At 47.2% G+C, this 13,703-nt stretch carries 17 protein-coding genes and 5 pseudogenes; 10 read left to right on the top strand and 12 right to left on the bottom strand.

Annotated elements, in window-relative coordinates:
- The coding region (locus ACNPNW_RS05885) for a transposase-like zinc-binding domain-containing protein (RefSeq protein ID WP_448766370.1) at positions 1–200 on the bottom strand (200 nt) is incomplete at its 3' end.
- A gap of 155 nt (positions 201–355) precedes the next feature.
- Here ACNPNW_RS05885 and ACNPNW_RS05880 point away from each other — a divergent pair.
- Complete coding sequence (locus tag ACNPNW_RS05880) at positions 356–769, top strand: hypothetical protein (RefSeq protein WP_010591495.1); 414 nt, start codon at positions 356–358, stop codon at positions 767–769.
- Positions 770–844: 75 nt separating this feature from the next.
- Here the strand turns inward: ACNPNW_RS05880 and ACNPNW_RS05875 are convergent, their stop codons facing one another.
- Positions 845–1,273: a hypothetical protein gene (locus ACNPNW_RS05875; protein ID WP_005006263.1), complete on the bottom strand. Its 429-nt coding sequence runs from the start codon at positions 1,271–1,273 to the stop codon at positions 845–847.
- Positions 1,274–1,462: 189 nt separating this feature from the next.
- On the opposite strand from ACNPNW_RS05875, the gene ACNPNW_RS05870 reads away from it, so the two are divergent.
- A complete protein-coding gene (locus ACNPNW_RS05870; protein ID WP_005006266.1) occupies positions 1,463–1,996 on the top strand; it encodes a hypothetical protein in 534 nt (177 codons plus the stop codon).
- 38 nt (positions 1,997–2,034) lie between these two features.
- Here ACNPNW_RS05870 and ACNPNW_RS05865 read toward each other — a convergent pair whose 3' ends face one another.
- Positions 2,035–2,676 (bottom strand): N-acetylmuramoyl-L-alanine amidase family protein, encoded by a 642-nt coding sequence (locus tag ACNPNW_RS05865; RefSeq protein ID WP_005028445.1) that lies wholly within the window; start codon positions 2,674–2,676, stop codon positions 2,035–2,037.
- A gap of 158 nt (positions 2,677–2,834) precedes the next feature.
- On the opposite strand from ACNPNW_RS05865, the gene ACNPNW_RS05860 reads away from it, so the two are divergent.
- Positions 2,835–3,587, top strand: a complete 753-nt coding sequence (locus ACNPNW_RS05860; protein WP_005006271.1) for a hypothetical protein — start codon at positions 2,835–2,837, stop codon at positions 3,585–3,587.
- Between the two features lie 276 nt (positions 3,588–3,863).
- Positions 3,864–4,856, top strand: a pseudogene (locus ACNPNW_RS05855) (site-specific integrase); the annotation flags it as partial.
- Positions 4,857–4,889: 33 nt separating this feature from the next.
- Here the strand turns inward: ACNPNW_RS05855 and ACNPNW_RS05850 are convergent.
- The 8 genes and pseudogenes from ACNPNW_RS05850 to merT all read right to left on the bottom strand — a co-directional run bounded on the left by ACNPNW_RS05850 (position 4,890) and on the right by merT (position 10,368).
- A protein-coding gene (locus tag ACNPNW_RS05850; RefSeq protein ID WP_098733269.1) for an IS3 family transposase occupies positions 4,890–5,965 on the bottom strand; the annotation gives its coding sequence in 2 pieces (ribosomal slippage) (positions 4,890–5,713 and positions 5,713–5,965; 1,077 coding nt in all).
- Positions 5,966–6,037: 72 nt separating this feature from the next.
- Positions 6,038–6,199, bottom strand: a pseudogene (locus tag ACNPNW_RS05845) (IS6 family transposase); the annotation flags it as partial.
- 64 nt (positions 6,200–6,263) lie between these two features.
- A pseudogene (locus ACNPNW_RS05840) lies at positions 6,264–6,425 on the bottom strand (MerR family transcriptional regulator); the annotation flags it as partial.
- Positions 6,422–7,060, bottom strand: coding sequence for an organomercurial lyase MerB (gene merB, locus ACNPNW_RS05835; RefSeq protein WP_005028440.1), 639 nt, complete (start codon positions 7,058–7,060; stop codon positions 6,422–6,424). The pseudogene ACNPNW_RS05840 and the gene merB (ACNPNW_RS05835), both read right to left, overlap by 4 nt.
- Positions 7,061–7,140: 80 nt before the next feature.
- Positions 7,141–7,794, bottom strand: a complete 654-nt coding sequence (gene merG / locus ACNPNW_RS05830; protein ID WP_005028438.1) for a phenylmercury resistance protein MerG — start codon at positions 7,792–7,794, stop codon at positions 7,141–7,143.
- A 35-nt stretch (positions 7,795–7,829) separates the two neighbouring features.
- On the bottom strand, positions 7,830–9,539 hold the full coding sequence (gene merA / locus ACNPNW_RS05825) for a mercury(II) reductase (RefSeq protein WP_005028435.1): 1,710 nt from the start codon (positions 9,537–9,539) through the stop codon (positions 7,830–7,832).
- Positions 9,540–9,725: 186 nt separating this feature from the next.
- Positions 9,726–10,004, bottom strand: a complete 279-nt coding sequence (gene merP, locus ACNPNW_RS05820) for a mercury resistance system periplasmic binding protein MerP (RefSeq protein ID WP_005028432.1) — start codon at positions 10,002–10,004, stop codon at positions 9,726–9,728.
- Positions 10,005–10,017: 13 nt separating this feature from the next.
- Positions 10,018–10,368 carry a mercuric ion transporter MerT gene (gene merT, locus ACNPNW_RS05815; protein WP_005028429.1) on the bottom strand — a complete coding sequence of 117 codons (351 nt, stop codon included), beginning with the start codon at positions 10,366–10,368 and terminating at the stop codon, positions 10,018–10,020.
- A gap of 98 nt (positions 10,369–10,466) precedes the next feature.
- On the opposite strand from merT, the pseudogene merD (ACNPNW_RS05810) reads away from it, so the two are divergent.
- From merD (ACNPNW_RS05810) to ACNPNW_RS05800, 3 genes and pseudogenes are all read left to right on the top strand, one after another.
- Positions 10,467–10,733, top strand: a pseudogene (gene merD, locus ACNPNW_RS05810) (mercuric resistance transcriptional repressor MerD); the annotation flags it as partial.
- Positions 10,730–10,966 (top strand): broad-spectrum mercury transporter MerE, encoded by a 237-nt coding sequence (gene merE / locus ACNPNW_RS05805; protein ID WP_010591735.1) that lies wholly within the window; start codon positions 10,730–10,732, stop codon positions 10,964–10,966. The pseudogene merD (ACNPNW_RS05810) and the gene merE, both read left to right, overlap by 4 nt.
- A 205-nt stretch (positions 10,967–11,171) precedes the next feature.
- Entirely contained in the window at positions 11,172–11,756 is a 585-nt protein-coding gene (locus ACNPNW_RS05800; protein WP_228129500.1) for an FAD-dependent oxidoreductase, read from the top strand.
- Between the two features lie 208 nt (positions 11,757–11,964).
- Here ACNPNW_RS05800 and merR read toward each other — a convergent pair whose 3' ends face one another.
- Positions 11,965–12,420 (bottom strand): mercury resistance transcriptional regulator MerR, encoded by a 456-nt coding sequence (gene merR / locus ACNPNW_RS05795; RefSeq protein ID WP_001166626.1) that lies wholly within the window; start codon positions 12,418–12,420, stop codon positions 11,965–11,967.
- Between the two features lie 100 nt (positions 12,421–12,520).
- Here merR and merB (ACNPNW_RS05790) point away from each other — a divergent pair, with 100 nt between their 5' ends.
- The 3 genes and pseudogenes from merB (ACNPNW_RS05790) to ACNPNW_RS05780 all read left to right on the top strand — a co-directional run.
- Entirely contained in the window at positions 12,521–13,159 is a 639-nt protein-coding gene (gene merB, locus ACNPNW_RS05790; protein WP_448766699.1) for an organomercurial lyase MerB, read from the top strand.
- Positions 13,160–13,270: 111 nt separating this feature from the next.
- Positions 13,271–13,636 (top strand): mercury resistance co-regulator MerD, encoded by a 366-nt coding sequence (merD, locus tag ACNPNW_RS05785; protein WP_010591789.1) that lies wholly within the window; start codon positions 13,271–13,273, stop codon positions 13,634–13,636.
- Positions 13,633–13,703, top strand: a pseudogene (locus ACNPNW_RS05780) (broad-spectrum mercury transporter MerE); the annotation flags it as partial. The gene merD (ACNPNW_RS05785) and the pseudogene ACNPNW_RS05780, both read left to right, overlap by 4 nt.

Here is a 13,703-nt window from a genome sequence, read left to right as displayed (position 1 = left end):
CCGCTGCCTCTGACCATTAACTGTAATATTTTACGAGTAATGCCAGAATTACATCCTAGATAGCTCAGAGCATGGTCACCAATAAACTGACGTTTGCAGTCTTTGCATTGGTAGTTTTGTTTCCCATCTACTTTGATGCCATTTTTCTTTATACTGTCACTGAGGCAGGTTGGACATTTGATTTCTAGAGTTATTTGCATTTCTCTATTTTATCAAAATTCAACCTGCTTTTTTTTAGCATACTTTTTGATACACCACCGTTGTTCGATATACCTTTGACGGTTTTCTATCTCCAGAGTACCAACACTATATAGACGAATTCATTGCAGAAAATGAACTGGATGAAGATGTCATTTTGAATATCAGAAATAAAACATCATCAGATATAGGCCTGGTTAATGTTGGCTTTAATCTAAATGGTTGCATCCTTGGCTTAACCCATACGGATGAATGGATGGAACATTTATTCCACTTGGTTAAGTTCATTACTGACAGTGAAAAACGCGAGAAAAGTAGGAACTTTTTGTCTGAACAAGACAAAATCAAGGAACAAAAAGTTTTAGAAAAACAAGCCAAAGAAAAAGAAAGGGAAGTGATGATTCAACAGGTAGAGGATCTCACCAATACCGATGATTTTAAATTATGCAAAACGAAGGGTGAAATATTGTTGTTTTGGGAAAAGAACATTCCTGACCTATACAAAACTCTATCCAGAACTTTTATGGAAACAATGTCTAAGAAATATATCTCTATATTGCGTGGCTCATGAAGTGATACGATATGAGGAAGAACAACGAGTAGTGCATAAATCAGTGTTCTTGAACAACGCAAACAACAATAAATATTAGTACTCAGCATTCACCAAAGTTTTGTATTGAGAATATTTCGTCAAATTTACTGTGTCACGTACTTGGCCATATTGAATACTGCCTAGATCTGAGTAGGTAAGGTTTTTCTTTTGAGATACTGCAACCAATAATTCATAGTTATTTCTTTGATTGAGTTCAATTGCTGAAGCGATATTTTTGTCTTGGCTCACTTGAGAAATAATGCTTTGGATCTCCTTTCTATCTGAAGCAGATACATCCAATGTAGTTAAATAAAATCCGATCGATAGAAATATTGTGGCGGTTAAAGTGAATAGGGATGCACCAGTAAGATAAACGGCGCGTAGAGTTCTATACTTTGTATAAACCACAACTGAAGATATGCAGATTGCCAAACATAGCGCAAGAATAACGGCATGTTGGTCTAGATAATCTGAGAAAAGCATTGTAAAGCCTGAAGCACAAAAACATGTTATATCACTTAGCTACCAAGCCATTTGTAGTATTTGAGACTTATCGTATATATGAAATATAAATAGCAAACCTTTGGTATATACTGAATCGGTTTAAAGTGCTGAAACAATAGGCTTTAGAAATAAAATACTAGTCAAAATGTGAATAATCAGGGGGTACACATGGGGCAAGCTAAGCAAAGAGGTACAGCTCAAGAACGTGCTGAAAGTGCAATTCAAAGTACGATTGATGCAACCTTGGCAAAGATTAAGACCGTACTTGATAGATACTATCAAGACATGCCGAATAACTTCTCGCAAGCTGAAAATTACTTTACTGGATATGTCGCTGCATTTGATATTAAAGATGGGATGGAACTTGAAGGTAAAGAGTCTGAATGGGCTTATGATGGTTTACCTACGCCTACCGCTTTACTCAAACTCGTTGAAACTGAGTTAAACGAAGTGATACGTGAAGATAAAGAGTTTTTGGATGACTTTGATCCTGAAATGTATATTGAAGAACTAGGCGAAAACTTGATGTTCTTCCGCTATATAGGTGCTTCTAGTTTCGATACGCCAGATGATGTTTTGCATAATATTCAAACAGTGTCATTTTGGGCGCCACACTTGGTCATGATTAATGGCGTATGGCATAACACTTATGATGCTGGTGCGGTCAATGATGATGGTGAAACGGTCGGCATAAGATTCTAATTCTAGAGGGGTGCATATTGATTACTGCAGCATGCACCTTATTGGTTTAAACATTGCTGTATCGACTGAGCAATATTTTCAGATATTTTCCAGATTACTTTCTGATTAGATAAGCGATTTGCTTCTTCAGGATTGGCAATCACGCCGATCTCAATTAAAACCGCCGGCTTTTGTGATTTCTTCAGGACCACTAGATTGTCATATTGATATACGCCATTTGAGGTCAAAAGCTTTTTGTTTTCACCTGGTATATTAATGCCATGGTAAGTAGAAGGGCTTTCACCAATTGATTTTAGGTTCTGGCCAATGAGATTGGCGCATTTCAAACTTTTTCCGTATTCTGGATTTTTCTTTGATACAAAAATTGAAAAACCTTTGAGTTGATTCTTGTACTTGGTCAGCTCAGTAGGTATTGAGTCGTGGTGCACCGAAATAAAAAGATTAGCATTAGGGTATCTGGTCGCACGTTGAACCAGTGAGACTTTATCTTCATTCACTGAAGATCTGAGCACTTGGACATGACGCGATTTAAGAAAGTATTCAATAGAATTGACCATGCTAAGGTTGTAAGTGTATTCAGGATAGCCGTTAGCTGCAGTAGATCCAGCTTGTTTTGGTGAATGGCCAACATCAAGTACTACTGAATTTTCAGCAAAGATAGATTGTGTAATGATTGACATTGCTAATATCGATATACATTTTAGCTTTAGCACAATTAAAACCCTTTAAGCTATTATTATGGTTTTAAGTATATTTAATTTAAAAAAAATTAAAAGGTTTAAAAGGTTTTGTTAAAATGGTTTTAAGATGGTTTTAAGATGGTTTTAAAGTACTTATCATGAGAGCTCTAAATACAATTTTGGATATAAAATTTATACATCGACTGTTCACTCAGTTTGTAGAACATCACCCACGACCATTGAGTGTTCACTTCCTGAAAGGCACCTATATAGATGAATTAGAGGGTTATAAGTCTAAATGGCTCGTTCGTTCTATTCAGCGTCTTATTAAAAATTGGGTCCAATTGGGGATGATAGAGGATCTAGGGCGTTCTACTTGTCGCTCATCTAAATATTATAGATTAAGTAAGTATGGTGAGCTGTTCCTTAAAATATATAGAACGAATGCTAATGTTAACTTTTATGACAATCCTAAGTTTAAGATATTAAAAAAAGATATTTCATATCGTTATTTTACCTTTACATATTTTGCAGTTTGCCAAAACAAATCCTTTAAATTGTCAGATCTGCAAAAACTTGGTGACTGCCTGAATTACCACATTCACGGACGTTCTTGGCAGCGTAATATTAATTTGTTCATTGAAGCTGGAATTATTTCATGTGAACGTCAATGTCCATCAGAAAGTTATAATTATCATGTAATCAAAGCATCCATCCATGCATTTGTGAAATCAGAACCCATTGAACGCATTGAGTTTGAAAAAAACTTGCTGAACTTAGGTATCGTGAACAATTATGAAAAATATATAGACTACAATAATTTGCTGTTTCACGTTTTGTTTAGCAAATGGATTAACAGTCCAGTTGACTTTGGATATTTTGTCGATCAAAACTTTTACGGTGCCAGCTAAGCTCACTCAAAACATCTACGGTGTAATACACCGTAAAAAGAATTGCACCTGGTACTTGCCACTAAAAAATGACAGTGAATGACATTTTGAGAGAAAAAAATTGTGGGGTAGTGCCTTTTCTACTCCTTCGTATAATATTGATTATGTTAAATCCGATACACCTAACAATAACTTCATATTTTTCTTTCTTGAACTAAGATTCAATAACTTAACTAATTTCTATTTCAATCATAAAATATGATATGTTGACCTTAAGAATAATTCATAAACTTTACTATGTTTGCTTTAAAAACAATTCATTTAGAAAAGAAAGTCTCAAACGAAAATCAAATTATTCTTTTATTTGATTTAGATTCATTCTGTCCATGTATGTACCCTATGCTGTACACCATGAAATTTCTTAGATTTCAAAGTATCTCTACGCAGCATGCAGATTTAATCGCAATAAAATTTTGGTATGAATTTTGGTTTGAAAAGTTTGCCACGTCCTTTTGTGAGTCGTTCTATTCGACATCCTATAATTTTGAGATCATTCAATGTGAAATTGATAATTTCATTGTTTACTTAGAAAATAATAAAAAACTTGAAAGTAATCTTATACGGCTAAGCAATTCAGAACATATTAATTACACAACAATTGGTCATAGAGTTAGATCCTTCTTAAAGTTTTACAACTTCTTGATTAATGAATACTTAAGCATGCAATCACAGCCACAACTTACGTTGAAGGAAATTCAAAAAATTAAAGAAAACTTGAATAAATATATGACAATAAAGAAAAAAATTATAAATAATTTTTCAAAAGCCAATAAGACAATTAAAAGTGAGATAAATCATAATTTTAAGAGCATGAATCAGGAAATGATTAAAGGATTGTATTCAGTCATTTCACCAAGTAACTCTAATAAATACAATGAATTAAATCCTTTTAGATCTAAAAATGTACAACTCAGAAACTTTCTGATCATACATCTCATGCTCAACTATGGTCTTAGAATTGGTGAGCTTATGCTACTAACAACCAACTCTATTAAAAAATCAATTCAGAATCATAGTTTTAGTTTAATTATTACAAATACAGATGATGAGTTCGATGATCGATCAAAAAAGCCAAAAATCAAAAATGAATATTCGTACCGAGTAATTAAACTGCAGGAACGAGACTACAGAATTCTTCAAATCTATATAAATGAAATCCGAAAAGAAATTCCTTCACATATCTTATTTACATCCTTAAAGCCTCCCTATTCTGCTTTAAGTTATGGTAATCCTCCCATAAATAACCGAAGTTAAAAGTAGAGGTTAAGCAGCCCTTAGAGGTGGCTTTCCTTTGTTAGCTTGATGTGGTCTTTCATGGTTGTAATGCCACAACCAGTTTGTTGCATAATCTTGTACTTCTTCCAGTGTGTCAAATAGATGCTTGCTTAGCCAGCTATAACGTATAGTCCGATTATAACGTTCAATATACGCATTCTGCTGTGGCTTACCTGGTTGAATATATTCAATACGAATACCGTGCTCAGTAGCCCAGCGTACAAATTCATGACTGATAAACTCCGGGCCATTGTCACACCGAATAACTAACGGCTTTTCTCGCCACTCCAGCAACTGATTCAACGTACGAATAACTCGGATTGTAGGTAATGAGAATCCTGCTTCAATCGCTAAGCCTTCTCGACGGTAGTCATCAATCACATTTAATAATCGGAACTTTCGACCATCGATCAGCTGATCATGCATAAAATCTAATGACCAGACCTGATTTTCTCGGATTGGTTCTTTCAATGGTTCAGGCGCGTGCCGTTTTAGTCTTCTTCTCGGTTTAATACGCAGATTTAGTGCCAACTCACAGTAAATGCGGTAAACCCGCTTGTGATTCCAGCAGTGATTCTCAACATGTCGTAAATATGAGAAGCACAGACCAAATCCCCAATCGGAATTTGCCTCAGTGAGTTCAATGAGCTGTTTAGCAATTAATGCATTGTCATCGCAAAGTTTAGCCTGATAACGGTAGCAGGTTTCACTAATGCCAAATGCAGAGCAAGCTAAACGGATACTAACCGCATGCAGGGCAACGGCTTGTTGAGCCATCTGACGTCGGCAAGATGGCTTCACCACTTTTTTGACATTGCTTCCTGAACAATCTCTGCCTTTAATCGCTCTTCAGCATACATTTTTTTTAGTCTGGTATTTTCTGCTTCCAGCTCTTTCAGTCGAGCCATCAATGAGGTATCCATACCGCCATATCTGGCACGCCATTTATAAAACGTGGCATTACTCATGCCATGTTCACGACAAAGGGTGGCTACAGGTGTGCCAGACTCCGCCTGTTTTAAAATGGACATGATCTGGCTGTCAGTAAATTTAGATGTTTTCATGCAGAATCTCCTGCTCGTATCTTAAGAGAAAATTCTACTTTTAGATCCTTTTATTTTTAGGGGGGATTACCCATAACGCTGAACCCAACGATAAATTGTGGTGTGGTCAACATTCACACCCCGTTCAGCGAGCATTTCTTGAAGTTCACGATAGCTGATGCCATATTTACAATACCAACGAACAGCCCAAAGAATGATTTCACCTTGAAAGTGCCGACCATGGAAGGGATTCATCTGCTGTATCTCGAAATAAATAAGATATTTAGCTTATCATGTCAGCCTATTTGCAACAGTGCCCGCGCAGGAAACGCAACCGTTCCAGTGTTTTGGCATCGAAAACGTTGTAGCCACCTTCGGTTCGCCAGGCGGGATGCAACAACCCGCGCATCAAGTAGTCGCGCACAACATGCACGCTTACGCCTGCATCTTCAGCAAGCTTCGAAATCGAGTAGGCATTCATGCCGTGTTTCGCTCGCTGTCTTCTAACAGCTTATGCGCGATCAGATGTCCGAGACCGAATGCATTCTCGACAGGCACGAGCTCTATCCCCGGGTGCGTCGAAGCCCATGCATTTGCAACAGAAGGCGATGCAAAAAAATGCACATGACAGCAAAAGGAACAGCGAATGTCGGGTGAAGCATCCGGAGTTCGCAGTGAAACCATTGCTTCTGCCGGTTCGACATGAAGCACTGCTTCTGGCGCAACTGTGAGCGTAATCGGCCTGCCGGTGGCAGCACAGCGCGACGTGACACGGGCTGTTTTGCCAATCAAAGCGGGAAACATCAAGGTGTCGAGCGCACACCAGGTGTATAAACGGCGGCCATCCACTTCAAAAACGTGAGGGGTTTCGCGTAGCGTCAGGCCCAGTCCAATGATATTGGCCTCGTCGTCATATTCCGTACCAGGTGCCTGCTCAAGTACCGTTGCAACTCTCGCTCCAGACCATCCGAGTGCGCCGGCGAGCTTTTCGCGTGATACAGGTCCCCCCATCGCTAGCTGTCGGAGCAGCGCGACAAAGAGCGTTGCGAACTCTTTAGGATGATTGCCAGATGAAAGGCTTTCGGCAATCTTTTTGGAATAAATAGTCTTGTCCATTTTCCACCTGTTATATCGGGCAGCGATCAACCGAGATAAACCTTACTCGGCGGTTACGTCCTGCGCTTAAAAAAGACGAATTACTTTGTGCCTTGCCGGCGTTGCCATTCCTCGGCCAGCAGCTGGGCTTGCTGTAACTGTTCGGGCTTCATTTGAGCTGCATAGTCTGCAACGACTTTTGCTGCTGTCGGTTCTCCCGACGCTGCGGCCAGACTCATCCACTGGTATGCCTGCACCTGGTCGGGCGCGATGTCGGTAAGACCCTTTGCAAACAGCTGGGCCAGCCTGACTTGAGCCTGCGTGTGTCCCTGCTCGGCAGCGAGGCGGTACCACTTGAAAGCCTCTGCATCGTTGGCAGGAGCCGCACGCCCATTCTTATACATACCGTCGACTTCACTTCCGTAGAGGCGCCCGAGGTTGAACTGTGCATCGGCTTCACCCTGCTCGGCCGCCCTGCGGAACCACTGGATCGATGCCGCGTGGTTTTGCTTTACGCCCATACCGCATTTGTAGGCAAGACCCATGATGTTCTGAGCCATGGCATCGCCAGCCCTGGCCTTCTTTTCCCAATCACTGACGGTCTCTGGCGACAATGTTTCAATCGCGGCGCCGAGCTTAGAAAAATCATAAGCCGCCAGCGCATTGTTTGGCATGCCTAACGTTGCGGTACTCGCCAGCAGGATGGTTAGGGAAGCACGTGCGCAACGTGCTGTCAGTCTGATGTCGCAAAACATAAAAGCTCCTCTGTCGCTGTTTTCGTGCCCAAGGTTTAGCCGGCACAGCACGATAGCTGTGTCACATCTTTCGAGAAAGTCTGCGCCACCAGTTTGAGACCTTCAACCATGGTGAGGTAGGGGAAAAGTTGGTTGGCGAGATCTTGGACGGTCATGCGGGCACGGATCGCAATTGCGGCAGTCTGGATGATCTCGCCTGCTTCCGGTGTCACAGCCTGAACCCCAAGAATGCGTCCAGATCCAACCTCAGCGACAAGCTTGATAAAGCCGCGCGTGTCGAAGTTGGCGAGTGCACGCGGCACATTGTCGAGCGTGAGCGTACGGCTTTCGGTTTGCAGACCAATGCGCTGGGCCTCTGCTTCACTGTAGCCTACCGTGGCAACTTGCGGATCGGTGAACACGACTGCCGGCATGGCGTCGAGATCGAGCTTTACGTCGCCGCCGGTCATATTAATGCCAGCCCGGGTACCAGCCGCGGCTGCAACGTAGACGTACTGAGGCTGGTCAGTGCAGTCGCCAGCTGCGTAAATGTTCGAAGCACTCGTGCGCATGCCTTGATCGATCAGGATGCGATGTTGCGAGTCAAACGTCACACCTGCGCGCTCGAGATTCAGGCTTGCGGTATTTGGCGTGCGGCCGGTGGCAACAAGCAATTGATCCACCTTTAACTCGCCCTGCGCGGTCGTCAGGATGAATTGGCGGTCGCAATAGGTCACGGCACTCGCCTGCGTCTGTGTCAGCACCGTGATGCCTTCCGCACGGAAAGCTGCAGTCACGGCCTCGCCAATGGCAGGGTCGTCACTGGCAAACAAGGTGCGCCGGGCCAGGACCGTCACCTCGCTGCCCAAGCGCGCAAACGCTTGTGCCAGTTCCAGTGCTACGACCGAGGCGCCAATTACTGCCAGCCGTTTAGGAATGGCTTCGCTAACCAGGGCTTCGGTGGACGTCCAATATGGCGTTCCTGCAAGACCAGGCAACGGCGGGATGGCAGCGCTTGCACCAGTGGCAATGAGACAGCGATCGAAGGCCACTTCGCGAGTGTCACCTTCTGCCGCTTCCACGATAAGCGTTTGGCCATCCTTGAATCGGGCGCTGCCTCGCACCAGATTGATCGACGGATTGCTTTCGAGGATGCTTTCATATTTAGCATGACGCAGCTCGTCCACACGGGCCTGCTGTTGCGCCAGCAGACGGTCACGCAGGACAACTGGGGGCGTTGCCGACAGTCCCACGTCAAAAGGACTTTCACGGCGCAGATGAGCGATATGGGCTGCCCGAATCATGATCTTGGAGGGAACGCAACCCACGTTGACGCAGGTGCCGCCGATAGTCCCGCGCTCGATCAGCGTGACCCGGGCACCGTTTTCCGCCGCTTTGAGCGCAGCCGCCACAGCGGCTCCGCCGCTACCGATAACCGCCACATGTAACTGACCGGCCAGCTCCTCCACCGCGCGGTCACCGCTCAGCCACTGGGCGGCTCTGCCAAGAAGTCCTGGCCGTTCAGCACTGCGCCTTTTGCTTTCCACTTCGTCTGCAGGCTTAGCACGATAACCAAGTGCCCCCACTGCCGTCACGAGTGCCGATACGTCAAGCCTATTGCCCGTGACCTGCGCCCTGTTCGCCGGATAATCGACAGACGCTCGTATCACGCCGGGAACCGCCAGCAGCGCGTCCTCAACGTGCTTTGTGCAACTTGGGCAAGTCATGCCCGCCACGCTCAGACCAACTTCGTTTAATTCTTGCATTTTGCTCTCTCTTTCATCCGTTATGCCCAAGCCGAGTCGTACAACGCCTCGGTAACTGGATCAGTTTTTCGCATCAGCGAACAGGCTCCGTACGTCATTTACAGGTTGTGCACGGAATGACTGACAGTAGAATCGCCAGAACAACATCTCTATCTGGCTCTGGCGACGCCGCCGTCATTTGATGCCTTATTTCTTCAGTTCAGAAGGGTAGCCCACGTCCGTCGTCGCCTTGTTCAATGCCTGGACGCTGGTTTTCGCATCGTCGAACGTCACAACAGCCAGCTTGGTTGCGTAGTCGACCTCGATCTTGCTAACGCCCTCTACCTTGCTCAGCGCCTTCTTCACGGTGATAGGGCAAGTCGCGCAGGACATTCCGGGAACGGACAACGTGACCGTCTGCGTGGCGGCCCAGGCAGGGACAGCGAAGGTAGCGGCAAGGGCAAGAGCGGTAAGCAGTTTTTTCATGATTTTTCCTCAATTAGTAGAACAGGGGCATTACATACGGGAACGTTAGTGCAACGACAACTAGCGCAGCCACAATCCAAAAGATGACTTTGTACGACGTCTTGGCTTGTGGGGCAGCGCATACATCGCCAGGCTCGCATGCTTGCGTAGTCCGGAAGATGCGGCGGTAGGCAAAGAACATTGCTATCAATGCCGCACCGAGAAAGATGGGGCGGTAAGGATCCAATGCCGCCAAGTTACTCATCCAAGCGCCGCTGAATCCCAACATGACCAACACCAACGGCCCCAGGCAGCAGGCCGACGCAAGAATGGCGGCCAGCCCACCAGCAAACAGGGCGCCGCGGCCTTTTTGCGGCTCAGACATAAATTCTCCTTTGCAAGATCCATCGAAAACATGATCGTACGTCCGGAGCTAAGTACGGAGTCAAGGACTTTGGAAAAACAGCGGCGGGTTCCGCCTGGCCCGTGGCGTGCACCCCTGGCGGCTACGGCCTGTTCGACGATGCTGCCTTGCAACGGCTGTGCTTCGTACGGGCGGCCTTCGAGGCGGGTATCGGCCTGGATGCGTTGGCGCAGCTGTGCCGGGCGCTGGATGCTGCGGACTCCGAGGAAGCGGCCGCGCAGCTTGCCGTGCTGCGCCAGCTCGTCGAGCGCCGCCGCCAAGCGCTGGCGAACCTGGAAGCCCAGTTGACTGAATTGGCGCATGGCGCGTCGGCGCTTCCTGTATGAATAGTCAGGAGCGCATTCCCCCCGACACACCCAAGCCGCTCAGCGGCTACCTTTGGGGCGCGCTTGCGGTGCTCACATGTCCCTGCCACCTGCCGGTGCTCGCCGTTGTACTCCCCGGCACAGGGGGCAGCTGGCTCCTCGGAAAGCATCGGGTCATCGCGGCAGTCGCCCTGACGGGGCTGTTCATCCTGTCCTTGGCACGAGGGATCCGCGCTTTCAGGCGAAGTGCCTGATCATCGCCGGGCAGGACCGAAGTGACTGCCTTGCAACGGTTACAGAGCCAGGTTGAGCGCTCCAAGCCAGGTATTGCAGCAGTGCTGCCTTCGATGGACCAGTCGGTGGCGGCAACTTTGCACGCTTTAGAAAGTCCGAGTGGTCGTGTGCTTCGCATCCTGGCGTTCCGCGGAACGCACCTATTTTATCGAATTAGGAGAGTGAATGATGAAACGATACAACCTTGTGATTATTGGCACCGGGACGGCAGCGATGGTCGCCGCGATGCGTGTGCGGGCTGCCGGATGGAGTGTTGCGGTGATTGATTTCCGCCCCTTTGGTGGCACGTGCGCACTGCGCGGGTGCGATCCCAAAAAAATGCTCGTAGGCGGCGCCACCGCGGCGGACCACGCCCGTCGCATGCATGGCAAAGGCATTGCCGGCGAGACCCGTATCGACTGGCCGGCCCTGATCGCCAAAGATGGTCGTAGATTCAGCCCTGACTACATGCTGATCATTAATGATGCTGAAAATAGTGAAATGTACTATCAATGCTTAATTGAGCCTAAAGGTGGTCATTTGCTTGAAAAGGATACTTGGAAAGAGGAAGTATTGATTAGTTTGGATGATGAAAGCCAAATTGTTTTTGATGCAGATCAAGATGATTCACAAAACTATGTTGAGTTCTTAAATGAAGTTAAAGAGCATGGTTATAAGGAAGTTAAATGTTTAGGCTTCAAATTCTACAATACCGAACCACGATCTGAATCAGATTTTGCTATTGATTTTCACAATAGGATGCCGAGTTAATCTAGGTTTCTCACTGTAACCTGCTGATTATTATCTTTTTGTGAAGTTGCTACATAATATTGTTTTTAAGATCATTGAATAAAAAAGCCAGCTCTATACTGGCTTTTTTATTGCTTAAAATTATATTCCGATGCTTGGTCAAAACTGCAAGTATGCAGTCTTGACCAGGCATCTAGGGGTCGTCTCAGAATTCGGAAAATAAAGCACGCTAAGGCGTAGTCACCCCGTGACTCCCCCGCGCCGATGCAGCGAGCTTCGTTCCGTCTTGCAGTGACGCAATCAGCGGGCAGGAAACGTTCCCTTTCCGCGCATGGCAGGCGCACATCAGTTCAGACAGCACGGCCTCCATGCGTGCCAAGTCGGCCATCTTCTCGCGCACATCCTTGAGCTTGTGCTCGGCCAGGCCGCTGGCTTCCTCGCAATGGGTGCCATCCTCCAGCCGCAGTAGCTCGGCGATTTCGTCCAGGCTAAAGCCCAGCCGCTGGGCCGATTTCACGAACCGCACTCGTGTTACATCCGCCTCGCCATAGCGGCGAATGCTGCCATAGGGCTTGTCTGGCTCCGGCAGCAGGCCCTTGCGCTGGTAGAACCGGATGGTCTCCACATTGACCCCGGCCGCCTTGGCAAAAACGCCAATGGTCAGATTCTCAAAATTAATTTGCATATCGCTTGACTCCGTACATGAGTACGGAAGTAAGGTTACGCTATCCAATTCAGGATGTCAAACAATTGTCCTGCTGCGCAGGATGAAAGGAGATGGAACCATGAAGCTCGCCCCATATATTTTAGAACGTCTCACTTCGGTCAATCGTACCAATTGTACTGCGGATCTCTTGGTCCCGCTACTGCGGGAACTCGCCAAGGGGCGTCCGGTTTCACGAACGACACTTGCCGGGATTCTCGACTGGCCCGCTGAGCGAGTGGCCGCCGTACTCGAACAGGCCACCAGTACCGAATATGACAAAGATGGGAACATCATCGGCTACGGCCTCACCTTGCGCGAGACTTCGTATGTCTTTGAAATTGACGACCGCCGTCTGTATGCCTGGTGCGCGCTGGACACCTTGATATTTCCGGCGCTGATCGGCCGTACAGCTCGCGTCTCATCGCATTGCGCTGCAACCGGAGCACCCGTTTCACTCACGGTTTCACCCAGCGAGATACAGGCTGTCGAACCTGCCGGCATGGCGGTGTCCTTGGTATTGCCGCAGGAAGCAGCCGACGTTCGTCAGTCCTTCTGTTGCCATGTACATTTCTTTGCATCTGTCCCGACGGCGGAAGACTGGGCCTCCAAGCATCAAGGATTGGAAGGATTGGCGATCGTCAGTGTCCACGAGGCTTTCGGCTTGGGCCAGGAGTTTAATCGACATCTGTTGCAGACCATGTCATCTAGGACACCGTGATCGGATATCGACCCAATGTTCTACGGCACCGGCATCGGATTCGCAGCGCGCGGATTGAACTCGGCGAAACGGTATATGCATTGCCGTGAACCGACCAAAAGGAGGTGTTCGATGAACGCCTACACGGTGTCCCGGCTGGCCCTTGATGCCGGGGTGAGCGTGCATATCGTGCGCGACTACCTGCTGCGCGGATTGCTGCGGCCAGTCGCCTGCACCACGGGTGGCTACGGCCTGTTCGATGACGCCGCCTTGCAGCGACTGTGCTTCGTGCGGGCCGCCTTCGAGGCGGGCATCGGCCTCGGCGCATTGGCGCGGCTGTGCCGGGCGCTGGATGCTGCGGACGGTGACGGTGCGTCTGCGCAGCTTGCCGTGTTGCGGCAACTCGTCGAGCGTCGGCGCGAGGCCCTGGCCAGCCTCGAAATGCAACTGGCCGCCATGCCAACCGAACCGGCACAGCACGCGGAGAGTCTGCCATGAACAGCCCAGAGCACTTGCCGTCTGAGACGCACAAACCGATCACCGGCTACTTGTGGGGCGCGCTGGC

This window comes from Acinetobacter endophylla, from assembly GCF_053543775.1.
This window is presented reverse-complemented; position numbering and strand designations above follow the sequence as displayed.

Excerpts from the sequence above, each read along its gene's own strand:
- ACNPNW_RS05875 (WP_005006263.1), bottom strand. The coding sequence starts at position 1,273 with ATGCTTTTCTCAGATTATCTAGACCAACATGCCGTTATTCTTGCGCTA.
- ACNPNW_RS05870 (WP_005006266.1), top strand. The coding sequence starts at position 1,463 with ATGGGGCAAGCTAAGCAAAGAGGTACAGCTCAAGAACGTGCTGAAAGT.
- ACNPNW_RS05865 (WP_005028445.1), bottom strand. The coding sequence starts at position 2,676 with ATGTCAATCATTACACAATCTATCTTTGCTGAAAATTCAGTAGTACTT.
- ACNPNW_RS05860 (WP_005006271.1), top strand. The coding sequence starts at position 2,835 with ATGAGAGCTCTAAATACAATTTTGGATATAAAATTTATACATCGACTG.
- merB (WP_005028440.1), bottom strand. The coding sequence starts at position 7,060 with ATGGACAAGACTATTTATTCCAAAAAGATTGCCGAAAGCCTTTCATCT.
- merG (WP_005028438.1), bottom strand. The coding sequence starts at position 7,794 with ATGTTTTGCGACATCAGACTGACAGCACGTTGCGCACGTGCTTCCCTA.
- merA (WP_005028435.1), bottom strand. The coding sequence starts at position 9,539 with ATGCAAGAATTAAACGAAGTTGGTCTGAGCGTGGCGGGCATGACTTGC.
- merP (WP_005028432.1), bottom strand. The coding sequence starts at position 10,004 with ATGAAAAAACTGCTTACCGCTCTTGCCCTTGCCGCTACCTTCGCTGTC.
- merT (WP_005028429.1), bottom strand. The coding sequence starts at position 10,368 with ATGTCTGAGCCGCAAAAAGGCCGCGGCGCCCTGTTTGCTGGTGGGCTG.
- merE (WP_010591735.1), top strand. The coding sequence starts at position 10,730 with ATGAATAGTCAGGAGCGCATTCCCCCCGACACACCCAAGCCGCTCAGC.
- ACNPNW_RS05800 (WP_228129500.1), top strand. The coding sequence starts at position 11,172 with ATGATGAAACGATACAACCTTGTGATTATTGGCACCGGGACGGCAGCG.
- merR (WP_001166626.1), bottom strand. The coding sequence starts at position 12,420 with ATGCAAATTAATTTTGAGAATCTGACCATTGGCGTTTTTGCCAAGGCG.
- merB (WP_448766699.1), top strand. The coding sequence starts at position 12,521 with ATGAAGCTCGCCCCATATATTTTAGAACGTCTCACTTCGGTCAATCGT.
- merD (WP_010591789.1), top strand. The coding sequence starts at position 13,271 with ATGAACGCCTACACGGTGTCCCGGCTGGCCCTTGATGCCGGGGTGAGC.